Raw genomic sequence first — 19459 nt, forward strand, 5'->3', positions numbered from 1 at the left:
GTGGCGGACGCATCCCACCCCCGCTTCGGTGGCGGGTGGGTGCGGCGAATGGGGGGATTCGCCGGCCCGGCGGGGGCGATCAGCGCGCCGGCAGGGGCAGCAAGCGGCCTTGCGCCTGCCGCGGCGCGGGAATGTGGAGCAGGGCCGACAGCGTCGGTGCGAGGTCGACGATCTCCACGCGCTGCTCGATGCGGCCCTGCCCGACCCAGGCCGGGCCCCAGGTCAGCAGCGGCACGTGCGTGTCGTCCTCGTAGGGGCTGCCGTGGGTCGTGCCCATCAGGCGCGAACCGAAGATCCAGCCCGGCTTGGGCACCACCTGCAGCGGCGCCGCGATGCCCGGATACCAGGACCGGCGCATCTGCTCGAGGTAGGGCGTCGCGGTGTCGGTGCCGGCGAGCTGCGCCCGCGTGAACGCGACCTGCACGCCCTCGACCTGCTGCACCAGCGCCTGCGCCGCCGCATAGACCTCGTCCTGCTTCAGGCCCTTCGCCTGGATGGCGGCCTCGTCGAAGATCAGGCCGGTGCCGGACAGGCCGACCACCCAGCGGCCTTCGCCGAACTGTTTCGCCAGTCCCGCGTTGACGAAACCCACGGCCTGTGCCGGGTTGATCCGGCCGGCGTCGCGACCTTGCGACTTCGCCCATTCGGGTGTGTCGGTGAAGCCGTGGTCGGCGGTCAGCACGGCGACGTAGTTGTCGCGGCCGACCTTCGCGTCCAGGTAATGGAACCACGACTGCAGGTGGGCATCCAGATGGAGGAAGTGGTCGTGCGACAGCCGCGACTCGGGGCCGAAGGCGTGGTTGATGTAGTCGTGGCTGGACAGGCTCACCGACAGGAGGTCGGTCTGGTCGTCGGCGCCGAGCCGCTCGCCCTCGACGGCGGCACGGGCGAAGGCCAGCGTCAGTTCGTCGCCGAACGGGGAGGGCAGGATGTTGCCGTAGAAGCGCGGACCGGGGCCGTCCATGCCGGCGCCCAGGACGGCGGGCAGCCGGTTGCCGTTGCCGCTGTTGGCCTGCCAGGGCTGGCCGTCCGGCACGCTGCGCGCGTAGGCGGCCTCGGGCAGCATCGGCGCCCAGGTCTTGCCGAAGAACTGGTCGGCCGGCTTGGCGGCGTTGAAGGCGTCGACCCAGGCCGGATGCCGGTCCATGTAATAGGTGGACGACGCGAATTGGCCGGTGCCGCCCATGTACATGTAGGCCGTGCCCTTGTGGCCGGCGGGCAGGATGGCGCCGCGGTCCTTGCCGGAGATGCCAATTACCTTGGCGGCGGGCTGCAGCGTGCGCAGCACGTCGCCGACGGTCTCGACCTTGTAGTTCTCCGGGCTGGTGCCGGCCAGTGGCTCGGTGTTGTTGCCGATGTACTGGTAGCGCGGATCGGCGGTGTTGTACTGCGGCGTGCCGGTCATCGGATCGCGCCACTCGTTGCCGATGATGCCGCTGCGCTGCGGATAGGCGCCGCTGAGCATGATCGAGTGACCGGCCGCGGTGACCGTGTAGCCATGGCCGTAATACGCGTTGGCGAACCAGGCGCCGCGGTCCAGGAAGCGCTTGAAGCCGTCGGGCTGCAATTGGTCGCGGTAGCCCAGCACCTGCCGGATGGGCAGGCCGTCAATCACCATGAAGACCACCAGCCGGGGCGGCTTCTTCGCCGTGAAGGGGGAGGTGGCGGGGTCAGGGCTTGCCGCGACCGGGCTGTTGGCGGAGGGGGATGGCGCGTTGGCGCAGGCGGTCAGCGCGGCCAGGACGGGCACCAGCAGCCAGGTGCGACGGGTCAGGGTCATGGCGGGTCGGGGCTCCGCGGAGCCGCTGAAGCAGGGAGGACTGCGGAGTATCCGCGTCCAGCCGCCACATGGCGGGCGTCTGACAGCTTCCGTGCTCATCCTGCGCAACGGGAAAACCCTGAACCTGGGCGCCTCGCACCGAAGCCTGGACGGAAAAAAGGCCGGTCCCCACATGGTGACCGGCCTTCTTCACTTTCTGGTTGGATCGCTTGACGCGCTCCCCTCCTGTTATGGGAGGCGATTCTGCGGGCCGCAGGCAATGCGCATGCCCGGGTTTGCCCGGGGCTGGGCCTCAGATGTGAGAACTCCTCCTCAAGTGGGCGGGGTTTGCGCGGCGAGTGATGCGCCGATGCGACGTTCCGCAGGTCCATCCGCAGCGCGACGCGCGATCGCGGTGATAAGACGGTGACGAGATGACCCGGCTCAGGCGGACAGCGCGTCGTCCAGGACTTCGATCCAATGGCGCACCGGCGTGCCGGTGCCCGACTGCAGGTGCTGGATGCAGCCGATGTTGGCGGAGACGATCGCATCGGCGGCCAGCGGTGCCAGCGCGGCGAGCTTGCGCTCGCGCAGCTGCTTGGACAGCACCGGTTGCAGCACGGAATACGTGCCGGCCGAACCGCAGCACAGATGGCTCTCCGAGGGCGCGGTCGCGATCTCGAAGCCGAGTTCCCGCATCAGTCCCTCGACACCGCCGCGCAGCTGCTGGCCGTGCTGCAGCGTGCAGGGCGGGTGGTAGGCCAGGCGCGGGCGGGCGATCGGGCGGTCCTGCCCCAGCCGCGAGCGCAACGCCGGGACCAGCGCGGGCAGGTACTCGCTGAGGTCGCGCGTCAGCGCCGATACGCGCGCGGCCTTCGCGGCGTAGTGCGGGTCATGCGCCAGCAGGCGGCCGTAGTCCTTGACCTGGACGCCGCAGCCGGAGGCGTTCATGACGATCGCCTCGACCTCGCCGCCGTGGCCGTCGACCATCGGCCACCAGGCGTCGATGTTGCGGCGCGCGTCGTCCAGGCCGCCAGGGTGGTCGTTCAGATGAGCCCGGATCGCCCCGCAGCAGCCGGCCTCGTCGGCCACCAGGGTTTGCACGCCGGCGGCGTCCAGCACGCGGGCCGTCGCCGCGTTGATGTTGGGCATCATGGCCGGCTGCACGCAGCCCATCAGCATCAGCACCTTGCGGGGATGCGCACGCCGCGGCCACTGGTGCGCTCGCGGCCCGGCCGCCGGCGGCACCTTGTCCTTCAGCGCGCCCGGCACCAGCGGCCGCAGCGCCTGGCCGAGCCGCAGCGCCGGCTTGAACAGCGGCGAGGTCAGCCCTTCCTTGAGCAGCCAGCGCTTGAGGCGCTCCTCGCGCGGGCGCTCGACCTTGGCCTCGACGACCTGCCGGCCGATTTCCACGAGCTGGCCGTACTGGACGCCGGACGGGCAGGTGCTCTCGCAGTTGCGGCAGGTCAGGCAGCGGTCCAGGTGCTGCTGCGTGGCCGCCGTCGGCGTTTCGCCCTCCAGCACCTGCTTGATCAGGTAGATGCGGCCGCGCGGTCCGTCCAGCTCGTCGCCGAGCAGCTGGTAGGTCGGGCAGGTCGCCGTGCAGAAGCCGCAGTGCACGCAGCGCCGCAGGATGGCCTCGGCCGCGCTGCCTTCCGGGGTGCCTTGGAACTCGGGGGCCAGGTGGGTCTGCATCGGTGGGCTTGCGGTCGGCGGGCTCGGGGCGTGGCGAACGGCGGTCAGAGGTCCGGATAGAGCCGGCCGGGATTGAAGATCCCCGCCGGATCGAACTGCCGCTTCAGCTCCTTGTGGATGCGCGTCAGCTGCGGCCCGAGTGGCGAGAAGGTGCCCGCCGACTTGTCGTTCGCATAGAACATCGTCGCGTGGCCGCCGGCCGCGGCGACCAGTTCGCGCAGCTGCGCCGGCGCCATCGGCGTGACCACCCAGCGCTGCGCGCCGCCCCATTCGATCAGCTGCTCGCCGTGCAGCGGCATCGCCAGCGTCGTCGACGGCACCGCGATCCGCCACAGCGTCGCGCCGCCCTGGACGGCCCGGCGCGCGCCGAGGAAGAACTCGTCGCTCTGGTCGCGCAGGCCCTGCCAGAACGGCGCGGCCATCGCCTCCGGGATGACGTCGCCGCCCAGCTTGCGCACCGCCGCGGCGACGGCGGCTTCGGCGCCGGACAGCCGCGCCACCAGCGCGCCGTCCCACCAGGCCGTGGCGGACAGCGGCAGCGGCTGCGCGCCCCAGCGGTTCATCTGCAGCAGCGCCTCCTCCTGGCCGAACTCGAAGCGCAGCGTCACCGTGGCCACCGGCATCGGCAGCACCTTCAGCGTGACCTGCGCGATCAGCCCCAGCACGCCCATCGAGCCGGCCATCAGGCGCGAGACGTCATAACCGGCGACGTTTTTCATCACCGTGCCGCCGAAGTGCAGTAGCTCGCCCTTGGCATCGAGCAGCGTCAGCCCGAGCACGTGATCGCGCACCGCGCCGGCGCTGGCGCGCGCCGGGCCCGACAGGCCGGTCGCGACCATGCCGCCGACGGTGCCGGTGCCGCCCGAGGCCGCGCCGACGAAGCGCGGCGGCTCGAAGGCCAGGTGCTGGCCGTGGCGCGCCAGCAGCGCCTCGACCTCGGCCACCGGCGTGCCGGCGGCGGCGGTCACGTACAGCTCGCTCGGCTCATAGGCCATCACGCCGTTGAGCGCCTGCGTCGACAGCGGCGCCGCATCGCCGAGCGGGGCGCCGTAGAAATCCTTGCTGCCGTGGCCGGTGAAGCGCACCGGGCGACCCTCGCGGAAACGCTCGGCCATCGCCTCCAGCGCGTCGATCAGCTGCGTCGCGCGGACGAACTCCGCCGGCTCGGGCGGCGTCGCGACGGGCGCCGGCCCGCGCTCGAAATCCTCTGCTTGCACCGTCATCAGAATCGCTCCAGGTCGGGGAAGGCGAGCGCGCCGCGCTTGACGTGCATGCGGCCGTACTCGGCGCAGCGCTGCAGCGTCGGGATCACCTTGCCGGGGTTGAGCAGCCCTTGCGGGTCGAAGGCCCGCTTCAGGGCCAGCATCCGTTCGCGCTCCTGCGGCGAGAACTGGACGCACATGCTGTTGAGCTTCTCCACGCCGACGCCATGCTCGCCGGTCACCGTGCCGCCCATCGCGACGCTGGTCTCCAGGATCTCGGCGCCGAAGCGCTCGCAGCGGTGCAGCTGGTCGGCATCGTTGGCGTCGAACAGGATCAGCGGATGCAGGTTGCCGTCGCCGGCGTGGAAGACGTTGGCGCAGCGCAGCCCGTACTTGCGCTCCATCTCCTGGATCGCCAGCAGGATGTCGGCCAGGCGCTTGCGCGGGATGGTCGAGTCCATGCACATGTAGTCCGGGCTGATCCGCCCCGAGGCCGGGAACGCGTTCTTGCGGCCGCTCCAGAAGCGCAGCCGCTGCGCCTCGTCCGCGCTGACCTCCAGCCGCGTCGCGCCGCTGGCGCGCAGCACCTCGCTCATGCGGCCGATCTCCTCCTCGACCTCCTCCGGCGTGCCGTCGCTCTCGCACAGCAGGATGGCCTCGGCGTCGAGGTCGTAGCCGGCGTGGACGAAGTCCTCGACCGCGGCGGTCATCGGCTTGTCCATCATCTCCAGGCCGGCCGGGATGATGCCGGCCGCGATGATCGCGGCCACCGCGTCGCCCGCCCGGCGCAGGTCGCCGAAGCTGGCCATGATGCAGCGCGCGCGCTGCGGCTTGGGCGTCAGCTTGACGACGACCTCGGTCACCACCGCCAGCATGCCTTCGCTGCCGACGACCACGCTGAGCAGGTCCAGCCCGGCGGCGTCCAGCGCCTCGGAGCCGAACTCGACCGGCTCGCCCTCCACGGTGAAGCCACGCACCTTCAGCACGTTGTGCAACGTCAGGCCGTACTTGAGGCAATGCACGCCGCCGGAGTTCTCCGCGACGTTGCCGCCGATGGTGCAGGCGATCTGGCTGCTCGGGTCCGGCGCGTAGTAGAGGCCATGCGCCGCCGCGGCCTCGGAGATCGCCAGGTTGCGCACGCCGCATTGCACGCGCGCGGTCCGCGCCAGCGGGTCGATCCCGAGGATGCGGTTGAACTTGGCCAGCGCCAGCGTCAGGCCCTCGGCATGCGGCATCGCGCCGCCGGACAGCCCGGTGCCGGCGCCGCGCGCGACCACCGGCACGCCCAGCGCGTGGCAGGCCTTGAGCACGCCGGCGACCTGCGCTTCGGTCTCCGGCAGCGCGACCGCCAGCGGGCGCTCCCGGTAGGCGGTCAGGCCGTCGCATTCATAGGGGCGGGTCTGCTCGTCCTGCCACAGCAGCGCGTGCGGCGGCACCACCGCGCCCAGGGCCTGGACCAGCGCCGCGCGTCGCCCGGCGCGGAACGCGGCCAGCGCCGCGGCCTGCTGGCCGGGCGGCTCGTGGGTCGAGGGGAGGACGGCGGTCATGGCGTCGAACTGTAGCCGCGCGCGCTGACCCGGGCCTGAACCGGCGCGCCGGCGATGGGGGCAGCGCGACCGCTCATCGGGGGGAGATTCAGCGCCCGCCGGGCAGCGGCCACCACAGCGCCCGGCGGTCCAGCGGCGTGCGCGGCGGCAGCAGCGGATTGCGCAGGCGCAGCACGCGGCGCTGGTCGACGCGGTGGCGCCGCACGAGCTCGCCGAACAGCTGTCGTGACAGCCGCTCGAAGCTGCCGTCGGCGACCAGCGCCTCCATGCCGCGCGTCAGGTCCGCCGCCAACCGTGGCCGGCCCGGCCGCACGAACATGTAGAGCGCCGCCGGGTAGTGCAGCAGCAGCGCGCTGTCGATGGCCAGGCGCTGTTCGGGGAAGCTGGCCAGTTCCGCGTCGATCTCGAAGATCGAGCGCGGGAAGTAGTCGAAGCGCCCCTGCGACAGCATCTGGAACAGCCCCTGGTAATGCGTGCTCACCTGCACCGGCAGGCCGTTGGCGCGCAGCACCGCGGTGTCGGGCCAGTCGTGCATCTGTCCGGCGGTCAGGCGCGCCAGGTCGCGCAGGTCCCGGACCTGGCGCAGGCGGTCGCGGTCGTCGGCGCGGGTCAGGCACAGGCGCCAGCCGATCAGGCCGCGGTCCAGCGGGATGCGCACGGGCAGCAGCGTCTGCTCGCGCTGCGGGTCGGTCATGGTCCAGAAGACGTCGATGCCGGGATCGTCGCTGGCCATCTCCAGCAACGCGCGGCTCTGGACCATCTCCGACTGCGTCGGGATCAGCGTGTAGCGCGCGCCGCTGCGCTGCAGCGCGGCATGCAGCAGGCTGATGAAGTAGTCGACCTGCCGATCCTGCTGGGGGAGGTGGCGCGGATAAACAACGGTGGCGGGCTCAGCCGCCGGGGCGCCGGACGCCTGCGGATCGGGCGGCGTCGCGCCGGGTCGGGCGGCGATGTCGCGGGCGGCCCGCAGCGGCAGCGCGGTGCCCAGCGCCGAGGCCGCGGCGACCTGGAGCAGGTGGCGACGTGCCGGCATCAGCGATCCAGGAAGACGGTCAGCACGCCGGTGTAGCCATGCAGCCGCGCGTGGGCGATCTCACCGTTGGCGAAGAAGCCGGCCAGCGGCACCTCGCCGAGCGCGTGCTGCACCCACTGCAGTTCGGCCGAGGGCGCCCCGAAGTGCGGTCCGCCGCGACCGGTGCAACTGACGTAGAGGGCGCCGGCCATGTGGGCGCCGCGCTCCTCGGCCTCGGCGCGGATCTCGGTGCAGATGCGCACCAGGTCGCGGCGCGCCGCGTCGGGATGGCGTTCGCAGAAACTCAGCAGCTCGCCGGTTCGCAGCTGCTCGGCGACGGCGATGCCGCGGCGGCCCGGATCCAGGCCGACCAGGTGGCGGACGCGGACCTCGGGGCCGTATTCGCGGCGGGCGCCGGGCTCGTCGTTCAATCCCACCAGCGTGCGCCGGAACAGCGGCATCGCCTGGCGCAGCGAGCCGGACTCGCCGGTGTACGCGGGCAGCTTCAGGTCCTCGAGCAGGGCGTCGAGCGCGGGCAGGCCGTCGAGCTCCGTGACCAGCGGGCCGTCGCAGGCGGTGACGCGGCGCTCGCGACCCAGCGGCTGGCAGCCCTGGCTGACGCGCGAGATCCAGCGCACCTCCGGTCCGAGCGCCAGGCCCGACAGGCCGCCCGCGAAGACACCGTCGGCGATCTGCACCGCGTCGTCGCCGCCGCTCACCAGGCCGCCGAACAGGTAGCCGCTGCTGCAGCGCTGGGCCAGCTCGCCGATCAGCTCCTGCAGGTCGGGCGTGCCGCCGTCGGCGTGCAGCAGCAGGCTGCGCGCCTCGCCCTCGGGCGGTAGCGGCTGGCGGCCGGAAAAGATGCGCCACTGGTCCGGCGGCAGGTCGCAGAGCATGACGACCAGCGCCGGCTCGTCGAAATACTCGACGCCGCTGGCGCTCACCGCCAGCGCCGACGCGCCGACCCAGCCGCAGCCGGGCCAGCGCTGGCGGACCTCGTCCAGCAGCGCCTGGGCCTGCGGCACGTAGGGGTGGGTCAGGTAGAGGAAGCCCAGCGTCGGCGTCATGCCGGCGCGCTGGCCCTCCAGCTGCGCGCCGGCCAGGGCCAGCGCCATGTGGGGGTCGGGATGGGTGGCGTGAGCCTGGAGGAAGCGAGGCATGGACGGCCCTCGGGGGAACTGCGGGAGGCTCAGGGAGTCTTGCGTTTGGAAGCGGTCGTCTTGCGGGCCGGCGCGGCCTTGGCGGCCGGCTTGGCCGCCGACTTGGCCGCCGCTCTGGGCGCGCGATTCGTCGATGCCTTGGCCGTGCCCTTCGCGGCGGAGGGGCGCGTCGCCGCGGGCCGACCCGACGGCGTGGCCGGCGAGGCGGCGGCCGTGGACGCCGCCGTGGCGACCGAGGCCGCGGTCTGCGCGCTCTTCATCGCGTTGGCCGCGACCTGCGTGAATTGCTGGGTGAGGGCGTTCCACCACTGCATCGGGTCGGCGCCGGCAGGTTTGGCGCCGGGCGCCGCGGGCGCCTTGGCCGGCTCGGCGGCGTCCTCGGCCGGCTCGGCCTTCGATGCGGGCTCGGCGGCAGGCGATGAGGACGGCGCGGCCGTCGCGGCCTTCGAGGCCGGGGCCGGCGCGGACGACGGCGACGGAGCGGAAGGCGCTCCCGAGAAGGGCGTTGGCACGGGGGTCTTCAGCGCGTCCTTGAGGTCGGCCATCGGCACGTTCATCGCGTGCAGCGTGGACAGCGTCATCCGCTGCACCTCGAGCGCCTGGATGGTCGCGGTCAGCATGCGGGCGTTGTTCTCGAGCCAGAACTGCACGGTGCGCAGCTCGTCGATGCGCTTGTCCAGCTCCTGCGGGTCCAGCGTGGGGGCCACCCACTGGTTGAAGCCGGGGATCGCGGCGCCGGCGTTCTTCATCAGCCCCTGCAGGAAGTCGAAGCCAGGAACGAATTTGCTGAAGTCGGTGTCCGCCATGCTGTCTCCTCGGTGGGCTTGCGGCGACGCCTGCCTGGGCGCGGCCGTGAGCGTCGATCCTACGCCGCGGCGGGAGGCCTCCGCGCAGGAGGGGCGAGGGTCGCCTCAGGTCGGGATGTGGTTCAGGTCGGCCCAGCCGGACCACAGGATCTGGATGCCGATGCACAGCAGCACGAAGGCCATCAGCCGCATCATGACCAGGGTGCCGACCTCGCCCATGCGCATCAGCAGCCGGCCGCCGTTGCGGTAGACCAGGTAGACGACGGCCGCCGTGATGGCCGCGCCGATCGCGGCGATGCCGGCCTGCATCACGTAGGGGATGGGCGAGCGCGGGATCTGCGCGCCCAGCGCGATCGCCGCGGCGATGCTGCCCGGGCCGGTGGTCAGCGGGAAGGTGATCGGGAAGAAGCTGCGCCGCACGATCTCGGCCTCGCTGATGTCGCCGGGCGACGAATGCACCACGGCGGTCTGGACGTCGTCGGTCTCGTTGCGGGTCAGCATCACCCAGGCGCTGTAGGCCACCAGCAGGCCGCCGCCGACGCGCACCACCGGCAGCGAGATGCCGAACAGGTCCAGCACGTAGGTGCCCACCAGCAGCGACACCATGATCACCACCCAGCCGTTGATCGCGACCTGACGCGACAGCCGCTTGAGGACCTTGTCGTCGCCGCCGGCCGCGCCGATGACGATCGGGGCCACGCCCACCGGATTGATGATGGGCAGCAGCGTCAGCGGCACCAGGAACAGCGATTGGAGGAAGGACGGCAGGGGGTCCAAGATGCGGGACTCCGAAGGGAAGGGTCAGGCGGAAGGCGCCGCGGCGGGGCCGGGCGCGAAGGCGGCCCAGTGTGCCGCAACTCGGTCATCGCGATCCGGAGGGCGGCATCAGGGTTACCTCGAAGCCGTGCTCCCGCAGCAGCGCCGGCAGCGCCCGCGGGCCGGTCATGTGCATCGCGCCGACGGCCACCAGCAGCGACTGGCCGCGCTGGTGCAGCTCGGCGATCCGCTCGGCGAGCGCCGGGTTGCGACCGTCGTTGATGCGTCTCAGCGCCGTGCGGTCCGCGGCGTCGGTGACGCAATCGCACCACTCGGCGTAGCGGTTCAGCCGCGCCAGGTCGCCGCGGTCGTAGACGGCGACCATCGTGTCCAGCGTGCGCAGCAGCGCGGCCGGCCGCTCCAGCTGGCGCAGGTTGGCGCGCAGCTCGTGCCGGGCGGCGTCGACGTCGGCGGGCAGCAGCGCCTCGAGCTGGCCCTGCAGCGTCTCCAGCGCCAGCACCGGCAGGCCGCGCTCGCGGGCCCACTGGCTCAGCAGCATCTCCTGGCCGTACCGCACGTCCAGCCCCAGCGCGCGGGCGCGCAGCAGCATGTAGGTGCTGGTCTGCAGCAGCGGATGCATCGCCGCGAGCGCGCCCGGCGGCAGGCAGACCGCGGCGGCCTGGGCGTCCAGCCGGCGGCGCAGCGAGGCGTCCAGCGGCAGCTCGGGCATCGGCGGCATCTGCCAGGCATCGCGGTCCAGCGGATCGAGTTCGAGCGCCACCGCGTCGACCTGCGCCAGGGCGGCGAGCAGGCGCGGTCCGGGCGCGGCCCAGGCGGGACGGCCGACATGCAGGCTGGCATAGAGGTAGGAGGTGCGGCCGTCGCGGCTCAGCGTCCACATCACGCCGCGATCCTTGGCCAGCGCGGCCAGACGCGCGGCGGGCAGCGGCGCGGGTTCGGCGGGGCAGTTGGCCTTGGGCGGCGGGGCGGAAGCAGCTGGCGCGGCTTGCGCGGCAGGAGCGGCTTGTGCGGCTTGCGCGGCGGTGCCGAGCAGCAGCACGAGCGTCAGCGGCGGGAGCAGCGCCCGGCGCGCTACCTGGCCCAGTCCCAGTCGCGCGAGGCAGCGGAACACCGGTCGCGCGAGGCAGCGGAAGAGGAACGAGAGCAGCATGCCCGGCACGATGCCATAGAACATGGCGTGGGCGAGGGGCAAGAAGGAGACGGCCCACTTTCACCGTTGCCGGCAAGAACTCCCTCTCCCCCCGCGAGGGGGGAGAGGGCAGGGGTGAGGGGGTGCTTCGAAGGGCAGCAGCGCTGTGGCACGAGCCCCCTCACCCCTCCCTCTCCCCGCTGGGGAGAGGGGGCAAGAAGGGGGAGCGCTGCGGGAATGAACGCTTTCGCCCCTGGGAGGGGATGGGACGGGGTCAGGCCTCGCCCCGGCGGAAACCCATCGGGCGGCGCTGGCGGACGTCCGGCTTCACGCGGTGCTCGGACTCGAGCAGCGTCAGGAATTCATCCGGCGACAGCGCCTCGCCCAGGATCTCGGCCTGCTGCCGCACCGCGGCGAAGTCGCCCAGCGTCAGCGCGTCCAGCGCCCGCAGCCGGTCTGCCTGCGACTCGTCGGGCGGCAGGCCCAGTTCGCGCTCGAACATCGTCAGCCGCTGGTCCGGCCGCAGCGGCTTGAAGCGGATCTTGAAGCTGAAGCGGCGCAGCGCCGCCTCGTCGAGGTCGTCGAAGGCATTGGTGGTGCAGATGAAGAGGCCGGCGTGGCGCTCCATGCCCGCCAGCATCTCGTTGACCTCGCTGACCTCGTAATGCCGCTCGGCCATGCGGCGGCTGCGCAGGAAGCTGTCGGCCTCGTCGAGCAGCAGCACCGCGCCCTCGGCGGCGGCGGCCTCGAACATGCGGGCCATGTTCTGCTCGGTCTCGCCGACGTATTTGGACATCAGGTCGCTGGCCAGCCGCACCATCAGCGGCCGCTGCAGTTCCGCGGCGATGTGCTCGGCCAGCGCGGTCTTGCCGCTGCCCGGTGGTCCGTGGAAGCACAGCGTGCCCAGGCCGCGACGGCGCAGCGCCTCGATCAGGCGCGGCAGCGCGAAGCGGCATTCGCAGTGGATCAGGTCGAGCGAATAACGCGTCGTCGCCGGCCGCGCCTGCGGCGAGACGTCGACCAGGCCGAGCGCCTTGTCGGCATGCAGCAGCTGCCGGCTGACCAGCCGCTCGTTGGCGACGGCGTCCGCGGCCGCCTCGCCCCCGGCCAGGCGGGCGAAGCGCACCGCGGTGCGCACCTGCGCCGGCGTCAGCCCGCGGCGCTCGGCGAGGCGCTCGGCGAAACCGTCGGGCACCGGCAGTTCCTCCAGTGCCTTGCGCACCAGGCCCAGTCGCGCGCCCGGCGGCGGCGAGGTCAGCTCCAGGTGGTACTGGAAGCGGCGCCGGAAGGCGGGGTCGATGTGCTCGATGCGGTTGGTGATCCAGAGCACCGGGACCGGGTTGCTCTCCAGGATCTGGTTGACCCAGGCCTTGCCGTTGACGGCCATCGGCGCCGGCACCTCCAGCGCCGCGTCCAGCCGCGCCATCAGGTGGGCCGCGTCGCCGCTCAGGTGCGGGAACACGTCCTCGACCTCGTCGAACAGCAGGGCCACCTCGCGGCTGGCCTTCAGGAAGACCTGGCTGATCTGCAGCGAGCGGTAGCGGTCGCGGCCGGTCAGCGCATTGCCGTCGCGGTCGGCGTACTCGACCTCGTAGAGCGTCAGCCCGGCCTCGCGCGCGGCGACCTTGGCCAGCTCCGTCTTGCCCGTGCCCGGCGGGCCGTAGATCAGCACGTTCACGCCGGGCTGGCCCTGCGTCACCGCATGGCGCAGCAGGGTGGCGAGGATGCCCACGTCCTCGGCGATGAAGTCGAAGTCGGCGCGCTGCAGCGGACTGGGCGCGACCGGGCGCGTGAACACCGCCATCAGGTCCTGCGGGCCGTCGTAGGCGCGCATCAGCACCGGCGGCAGCTGCTCGCTGACCTTCATCAGGTCGGAGAGGTCGGTGATGTTGTGCTCGGCGATCAGGTTCTCGATCATGCCGACCCGCTCCAGCCGCGAGCCGGCGCGCAAGGCCTCCGCGACCTCGTGCGGATCGACGCCCGCCACCTCCGCGATCGCGGCGAAGGCCTCCTGCGCGGTGTTGACCTTGAACTCGACCAGCGCGCCGCGCAGCTCGCGCTGGTAGCGGGCGAGGGTGCCGTAGAGCAGCAGGGCGCGCTCGGCCGCGTTGAGCTGCAGCAGGCGACCCAGCACGTCGATGTTCTGCTCCACCAGCGTGGACTGGCTGCGCAGCTGCGCGTCGAGCGCGTCGCAGGTGCAGGACAGCAGCGCGAGCAGGTCCTTGGGCGCGTCCTTGATGTATTCGTCGAGGTAGAAGAACAGCGTCGCCTCGGCGAACGGGCCGCGCCAGACGCCGTGGCGCGCGAGGAAGGCGGCGTCGCCCAGCCGCTCATGGCCGGCCCAGAGCGAATGCCCCTGGCAGCGGCGCGCGAGGTAGCCCCGCACGCGGGCCAGCACCGGCGAGGGCCAGACCAGGTGCCGCGCGGTCAGCGCGAGCAGGCCGCTGAGGTCGCGGCGAGGGTTGAAGCGGTTGGCGTGGCGGACCGTGAGCGTCAGCACGAAGTGCGAGCACATGCGATCCAGGACCGGGCTCTCGGACAGGCCCGGGGACACCAGCGGAGGCTGCGCGCGCTTGCCCATGATTCGTGCGGAGGGGGAGGGCCTCACCGCCTGGGGCGGTGCATGGCCGCACGATCTTGGCGCAGCGGGTGCCGCGCGACAAGCCCCGCTCCCCCGCAGGTGGAGGGCGCCGGGGCCGGCCGGGGGTCAATGCATGACGACGGGCTGCTGGCCCAGGTTGGCGTAGGTGGCGATGAAGGCGTCGAGGTCGTCGACGTCCGGGCCTTGCTCGATCAGCGCCTCCACGCCTTCCTGGAAGGTCTGGGCCAGGGCGCCCTCGATGAAGATTTCCTTGCGGGTGAACTTGTCGACGATCTCGAAACCATCGCGCTGCAGCGAGGGCAGGTGGGTGTGGTCCGCCTGCGCGGCATGCGCCGCGTCACCGGGGGACGGGTCGACCGGGACATCGAACTGCACGACGATGTAGCTCGGCGAGTCGTAGAGCATGTGCATGAAGGACTCCTTTGTGACAGGAGTTATGGCCTGACGCGATGGATTCAAGCCCCATCGCTCCCAACCAGGCCATGACCCCATGGTGGCAGAACTTGCCGGCACGGATTCATCCGGTCCCAAGCATTTGTGGTGCCAACCGCACAGGGTTTCACGGATTCACGGAACGTAACGTGTTCGCGTGCCATGGCCGTCGTGCCGGCACGCGCGACACCGGCAGGGTCAATCCAGCAATCGGAGCGCCCACTGCTCGTCGTCGTCGAGGCTGAAACGCAGGTCCACGGGCAGGAAACCGCGCTGTCCGTCCAGCCAGGCCGACCATTGCAGCGCGGGCCGGCCGGGGCCGCGTCGCAGCGCGCGCTGCAGCAACCAGCGGTCGCCGTCGCGCGCGACCACCTCGAAGTCCCAGTCGTGCACGCCGGTCGCGCCGGCCACCGGCACGCGCAGACGCAGGCCGACATGCGGCGCGGGCTCGGCCGCCATCAGCGCCGCCAGCTGCAGCCACCACGACAGGCGGTCCTGCGTGCCCGCCGACAGCATGTAGGCGCGTGCGCCGACAAGCAGACGCGGCGGGACGGCATCCTGGTCGAAGACAAGCAGCTCGCGCTCGCGGCCTTGACGGCGCACGCGATGACGTTCCGGCTGCAAACCTTGCGGACCGACGCGCCCTTCGCTGCGCCAGAGCGGCAGTTCGCGGTCGCCGGCGCGGCGCTCCAGGGTCATGTCGTAGCGTCCGTCCTCGATCCGGAAATTCAGCGAAGCCTCACCGGGCTGGCCGTCGATGACGAAGGCATAGGCGAGCGATCCTTCACCGCGCAGCGGCAGGGCGAGCAGCGCGGGGGCGGGACGGGCGTCGGCGAGCCGCGGGGCCGTGGCCGCGATGGCGGGCACCGCGCCGGGCGCGAGCTCCGGCGTGGTCACGGGCGGCGCGATGAGTGGCGCAGCAGGCGACGTAACGGTCGACGCAACCGGCGGTGTGACGGACGGCGCGATGGGCGCCGCCAAGGACTCGGGCCGCGGGGGCGCGTCGATGAGGCGGGTCGCCATCGCGCTCGCGTCGACCGCGCGGGGCGCGGGCCGTCGCGACAGCGCATTCATCACGGCCGCATGCAGCAACACGGCAGCCGCGAGCGCGACGCCGAGCGCCTTCCGATCCTGAGGTGAAAATGCCGCCAACGCTCGCCCGACGAATGACTGTCCGACCACAACAATGAAACTCGCAACCTACCGCGATGGATCTCGCGACGGCCAACTGGTGGTCGTGTCGCGCGACCTGAGCCAGGCATGCTATGCCAACGGCATCGCCACGCGCCTGCAGCAGGTGCTCGACGACTGGAACTTCATGGCGCCGCAGCTGGAGACGCTGTCGCTGTCGCTGAACCAGGGGCGCGCGCGGCATGCGTTCGCCTTCGATCCCCGGCAGTGCATGGCGCCGCTGCCGCGCCTGGCCGGCTGGATCGCCGGCGAGGCCTATCCCGGACAGGGCCAGGCACTGCGCGAGCGCGGCCTGGCCTGGCCGGAGCGCTTGAGCGCACCGCTGCTGCGCGCCGGCGGCGCCGAGGCGCTGCTCGGGCCCGCCGATCCGCTGGACCTGCGCGCGCCGGGCCTGGAGCCCGAGGCGCAACTCGCGGTCCTCACCGGCGATCTGGCGCAGGGCGCGGTGCCGTCGCAGGCGCTGGAATCGGTCCGGCTGCTGATGCTGGTCAGCGACTGGGTGCTGCGGCCGGCCCAGCAGGAGGAACTGGCCAACGGCTGGCCGGCGCTGCACAGCCGCCCGGCGCTGCAGTTCGCGCCGGTCGCCCTCACGCCCGATGAACTGCCCGGCGCCTGGTACCTCGGTCGCGCGGCGCTGCAGCTGCAGATCATGCGCAACGGGCGCAAGCAGGCCGTCGTCGACGCGAAGGCCGGCATGCAGTGGTCCTTCGGCGACCTGCTCGCCGAGGCCACCCGCAACCGGCCGCTGCGCGCCGGCACGCTGGTCGGCGCCGGCATGCCGGTGCTGGGCAAGCCGGTCGTGCTCGAGGCCGGCGACAGCCTGCGCATCGAGTTCAAGCTCGGTGACGGACCCGGCCCGTTCGGCGCCATCGACATGGACCTCGCGGAATCGGAGCAGGCTTCGTCCCTGGCGGCCGATGCCGATGCCGACGCCGATATCGATGCCGCGGATGCCGATGCCGACGCGACGCCGCCGGCCGAGGGCGACGACCCCGCCGAGCCCGCCGCCACCACGGCGGCCGATACCCCCGAAGGAGACATCGATGAACCTGCTTCGCCGTGACCTGATCGCGCTGCTGGGCGCGGGCTGCGCCTCGCCCTGGGCGATGGCCTTGAACCTGAGCGAGGGCGACGCCGCCTCCGGCGTGCGCGCGGCCCTGGAGCGCGGCGCGCAGGCGGCGATCGCGAACCTGGGCCGCACGGACGGCTTCCTGGGCAATCCGCAGGTGCGCATCGAGCTGCCGGGCGCGCTCAAGGACGCGGCCCGGCTGCTGCGCACCACCGGCCAGGGCCGGCGCATCGATGAGCTGGTGACCTCGATGAACCGCGCCGCCGAGCAGGCGATGCCCGAGGCGCGCCAGCTGCTGGTCAGCACCGTGCGCAATATCAGCGTCGAGGACGCGGTGCGGATCGTGCGCGGCGGCGACAACGCGGTGACGCGCTTCTTCGAGGACAAGACGCGCTCGCCGCTGACCGACCGCTTCCTGCCGATCGTGACGAAGGCGACCGAGCGCCAGTCGCTGAGCGAGAAGTACAACGCCGTCGCCGGCAAGGCCCTGGGCTTCGGCCTGATCCGCAAGGAGGACGCCAACCTGCAGTCCTACGTCACCGACAAGGCGCTGGACGGGCTGTATTTCATGATCGGCCAGGAGGAGAAGAAGATCCGCCAGGACCCGGTGGGCACCGGCAGCGCCATCCTGAAGAAGGTCTTTGGCGGATGAGAAGGCTGGGGCCGGGCGCGGTTTTTTACAATCGCGCCCCATGAACGCCCCGACCGCCGCCCGTCCCACCGCCGCCTACACCCGCGGCGCCGCCTTGCCCGCCCTCCTGGCGCAGCGCATCGCCGTCCTGGATGGCGCGATGGGCACGATGATCCAGCGCTACAAGCTGACCGAGGCGGACTTCCGCGGCGCGCGCTTCGCGGACCATCCCAAGGACCTCAAGGGCAACAACGACCTGCTGGTGCTGACCAAGCCCGAGGTCATCAGCGAGATCCACCGCCAGTACCTGGACGCCGGCGCCGACATCATCGAGACCAACACCTTCGGCACGACCACCGTCGCGCAGGAGGACTACGGGCTGGAGGCCTTCGCCTACGAGATGAACGTCGCCGCGGCGCGCCTGGCGCGCGAGGCCTGCGACGCGTTCAGCACGCCGGACAAGCCGCGCTTCGCGGCGGGCGCGCTCGGCCCGACGCCGCGCACGGCGTCCATCAGTCCCGACGTGAACGACCCGGGCGCCCGCAACGTCGACTTCGACACGCTGCGCGCCGCCTACTACGAGCAGGCCAAGGGCTTGCTCGAGGGCGGCGTCGACCTGTTCCTGATCGAGACCATCTTCGACACGCTCAATGCCAAGGCCGCGATCTTCGCGGTGGACGAGCTGATGGAGGACACCGGCGAGCGCCTGCCGGTGATCATCTCCGGCACGGTGACCGACGCGTCGGGCCGCATCCTGTCGGGGCAGACGGTGACGGCGTTCTGGCACTCGGTGCGCCACGCGCGGCCGCTGGCGATCGGCCTGAACTGCGCGCTCGGCGCGGCGCTGATGCGGCCCTACATCGAGGAGCTGTCCAAGGCGGCCGGCGACACGCCGATCTCCTGCTACCCGAATGCCGGCCTGCCCAACCCGATGAGCGACACCGGCTTCGACGAGACGCCGGACGTCACCGGCCGGCTGGTGGGCGAGTTCGCCGCGGCAGGCTTCCTGAACATCGCCGGCGGCTGCTGCGGCACGACGCCCGACCACATCCGCGCGATCGCGCAGAAGGTCGCCGCCTACCGGCCGCGGCCGTGGGGCAGCAAGCTGTTCAGCGGCCTGATCACGGAAGACGTCTGATCCTTCCCACTCCCTCGCCCGCTTGCGGGAGGGCAACCGTGTCCAGCGCTCCCGCACTGCCACCGCCGCTGGCCCTCACCCCTCCCTCTCCCGCAAGCGGGAGAGCAACTGTGTTCCAAGTCAAGCGCTAATCAGGCTAGCGCGGGCTGTGGATAAGAGGGCTGCCAAGCGGTGCCGGACTTGATGACGGCGTTGATGATGGTGAGCAGCTTGTGCATGCAGGCGGTCAGCGCCACCTTCTTAGGCTTGCCCGCTTGCACCAGTCGTTCGTAGAAGCTCCTGAGGACAGGGTCATAACGCACAGCGCTGAGCGAAGCCATGTACAGCGCCGAACGGACATTGGCCCGTCCACCCCAGGTGGAGCGCCGACCCTTGAATGTGCCGCTGTCGTTGTTCAACGGCGCCACACCCACGAGTTTGGCGATCTCGCGTCGCTTGAGTTGGCCGAGTTCGGGCAGCGCAGCCATCAGCATCGCTTGTGTGCCTGGCCCCACTCCCTTGAGCCCTTTGAGCAACTCCAGCTTGTCCTTGAAGTGCTCCTTCAGGAAGCCGCCCGCATCGTCATCGATCTTTCCGATTTGGTGGTCCAGCATCTTCAGAATGGTGCGAATGCTCTTGCGCTGCGACGCGTGCATGCTCGCCAATCGGTTGTGCTCAGCCACCCGCATGGCCACGAGCTGACTGCGCCGCGTCACCATGGCTAGCAGTGTCTCCTGCGCGTCCGTGGGCAGTTTGTAGAGCAGTCGCTCGCGCCGGTCGCTGGCATGCAGCGTGCGCGCAAACTGCGACAGCATCTTCGCGTCCGTGCGGTCCGTCTTGGCCAGGTAGCCCATCGCTTTGGCGAAGTCATGCGCCTGGCGCGGATTGATCACCATGACGGCCAAACCATGCGCGCACAGCATCGCCGCCGCCGGCTGCTCCAGCCCACCGGTGGCTTCCAGCAGAACGACTCCCACGCGCTCGCGCATCTCAGTGAGCATCGCCAACAGCGACTTCAAACCGGGCTCATCGTTGCTGAAGGTCTGCGTCTTGTCCCTGTCATTCAAGGCCACCTCAAGCGTGGCTTTGGAAACATCGATACCAACAAAAATCAGTTCAGGTGCGCCTGCCATTTCCCATCCTTGCAAATTCGAGGTCCGAGCACGCCAGTGCATGTCGGCCGTCCAGCAACTGTTCGGGCTTGCTCAACAGACGGCCAGTCGTCCACGCCAAATGCTCTCCCACGGGCTAGGTATCCCAGAGGGCAGACGGGCTGTGGACAACTGCCAAAACAAACCTGTGTGTACTCTCAAAACGAAAGATACAAGGG

16 protein-coding genes are annotated in these 19459 nt (G+C 71.4%); 3 read left to right on the forward strand and 13 right to left on the reverse strand.

The window, feature by feature from the left end:
• Positions 1-79: 79 nt before the first annotated feature.
• From ACTJKJ_RS02995 to ACTJKJ_RS03050, 12 genes are all read right to left on the reverse strand, one after another.
• A complete protein-coding gene (locus ACTJKJ_RS02995; protein ID WP_440819544.1) occupies positions 80-1780 on the reverse strand; it encodes an alkaline phosphatase family protein in 1701 nt (566 codons plus the stop codon).
• Between the two features lie 423 nt (positions 1781-2203).
• Complete coding sequence (glcF, locus tag ACTJKJ_RS03000) at positions 2204-3454, reverse strand: glycolate oxidase subunit GlcF (RefSeq protein ID WP_440819545.1); 1251 nt, start codon at positions 3452-3454, stop codon at positions 2204-2206.
• Positions 3455-3498: 44 nt separating this feature from the next.
• Entirely contained in the window at positions 3499-4677 is a 1179-nt protein-coding gene (gene glcE / locus ACTJKJ_RS03005; RefSeq protein WP_440819546.1) for a glycolate oxidase subunit GlcE, read from the reverse strand.
• Positions 4677-6203: an FAD-linked oxidase C-terminal domain-containing protein gene (locus tag ACTJKJ_RS03010; RefSeq protein ID WP_183493134.1), complete on the reverse strand. Its 1527-nt coding sequence runs from the start codon at positions 6201-6203 to the stop codon at positions 4677-4679. The genes glcE and ACTJKJ_RS03010 overlap by 1 nt, the downstream gene beginning before the upstream one ends.
• Positions 6204-6291: 88 nt before the next feature.
• Entirely contained in the window at positions 6292-7236 is a 945-nt protein-coding gene (locus ACTJKJ_RS03015; protein ID WP_440819547.1) for a substrate-binding periplasmic protein, read from the reverse strand.
• Complete coding sequence (locus ACTJKJ_RS03020; RefSeq protein ID WP_183483272.1) at positions 7236-8375, reverse strand: FIST signal transduction protein; 1140 nt, start codon at positions 8373-8375, stop codon at positions 7236-7238. The genes ACTJKJ_RS03015 and ACTJKJ_RS03020 overlap by 1 nt, the downstream gene beginning before the upstream one ends.
• A gap of 29 nt (positions 8376-8404) precedes the next feature.
• Entirely contained in the window at positions 8405-9181 is a 777-nt protein-coding gene (locus ACTJKJ_RS03025) for a PhaM family polyhydroxyalkanoate granule multifunctional regulatory protein (protein WP_440819548.1), read from the reverse strand.
• Between the two features lie 105 nt (positions 9182-9286).
• On the reverse strand, positions 9287-9958 hold the full coding sequence (locus ACTJKJ_RS03030) for a MarC family protein (protein WP_254783480.1): 672 nt from the start codon (positions 9956-9958) through the stop codon (positions 9287-9289).
• 85 nt (positions 9959-10043) lie between these two features.
• On the reverse strand, positions 10044-11150 hold the full coding sequence (locus ACTJKJ_RS03035; protein ID WP_440819549.1) for a TraB/GumN family protein: 1107 nt from the start codon (positions 11148-11150) through the stop codon (positions 10044-10046).
• A gap of 211 nt (positions 11151-11361) precedes the next feature.
• Entirely contained in the window at positions 11362-13668 is a 2307-nt protein-coding gene (locus ACTJKJ_RS03040; protein ID WP_440819550.1) for an ATP-binding protein, read from the reverse strand.
• 126 nt (positions 13669-13794) lie between these two features.
• Positions 13795-14100 carry a BTH_I0359 family protein gene (locus ACTJKJ_RS03045; RefSeq protein ID WP_091728741.1) on the reverse strand — a complete coding sequence of 102 codons (306 nt, stop codon included), beginning with the start codon at positions 14098-14100 and terminating at the stop codon, positions 13795-13797.
• Positions 14101-14319: 219 nt separating this feature from the next.
• Positions 14320-15018 (reverse strand): hypothetical protein, encoded by a 699-nt coding sequence (locus tag ACTJKJ_RS03050; protein ID WP_440819551.1) that lies wholly within the window; start codon positions 15016-15018, stop codon positions 14320-14322.
• Between the two features lie 289 nt (positions 15019-15307).
• On the opposite strand from ACTJKJ_RS03050, the gene ACTJKJ_RS03055 reads away from it, so the two are divergent.
• From ACTJKJ_RS03055 to ACTJKJ_RS03065, 3 genes are read left to right on the forward strand one after another with little or no spacing between them, the layout of a single operon-like run.
• Entirely contained in the window at positions 15308-16375 is a 1068-nt protein-coding gene (locus ACTJKJ_RS03055; RefSeq protein WP_147243053.1) for a fumarylacetoacetate hydrolase family protein, read from the forward strand.
• Positions 16356-17033 (forward strand): DUF4197 domain-containing protein, encoded by a 678-nt coding sequence (locus ACTJKJ_RS03060; RefSeq protein WP_147243052.1) that lies wholly within the window; start codon positions 16356-16358, stop codon positions 17031-17033. Before ACTJKJ_RS03055 ends, ACTJKJ_RS03060 begins: the two co-directional genes overlap by 20 nt.
• A gap of 40 nt (positions 17034-17073) precedes the next feature.
• Entirely contained in the window at positions 17074-18150 is a 1077-nt protein-coding gene (locus ACTJKJ_RS03065) for a homocysteine S-methyltransferase family protein (RefSeq protein ID WP_297380206.1), read from the forward strand.
• 131 nt (positions 18151-18281) lie between these two features.
• On the opposite strand, the gene ACTJKJ_RS03070 is transcribed toward ACTJKJ_RS03065, so the two are convergent.
• Positions 18282-19262 (reverse strand): IS110 family transposase, encoded by a 981-nt coding sequence (locus ACTJKJ_RS03070; RefSeq protein ID WP_440819474.1) that lies wholly within the window; start codon positions 19260-19262, stop codon positions 18282-18284.
• Between the last annotated feature and the right edge of the window lie 197 nt (positions 19263-19459).

The organism is Roseateles sp. 22389, from assembly GCF_052044995.1.
Classification (GTDB): domain Bacteria; phylum Pseudomonadota; class Gammaproteobacteria; order Burkholderiales; family Burkholderiaceae_C; genus Roseateles.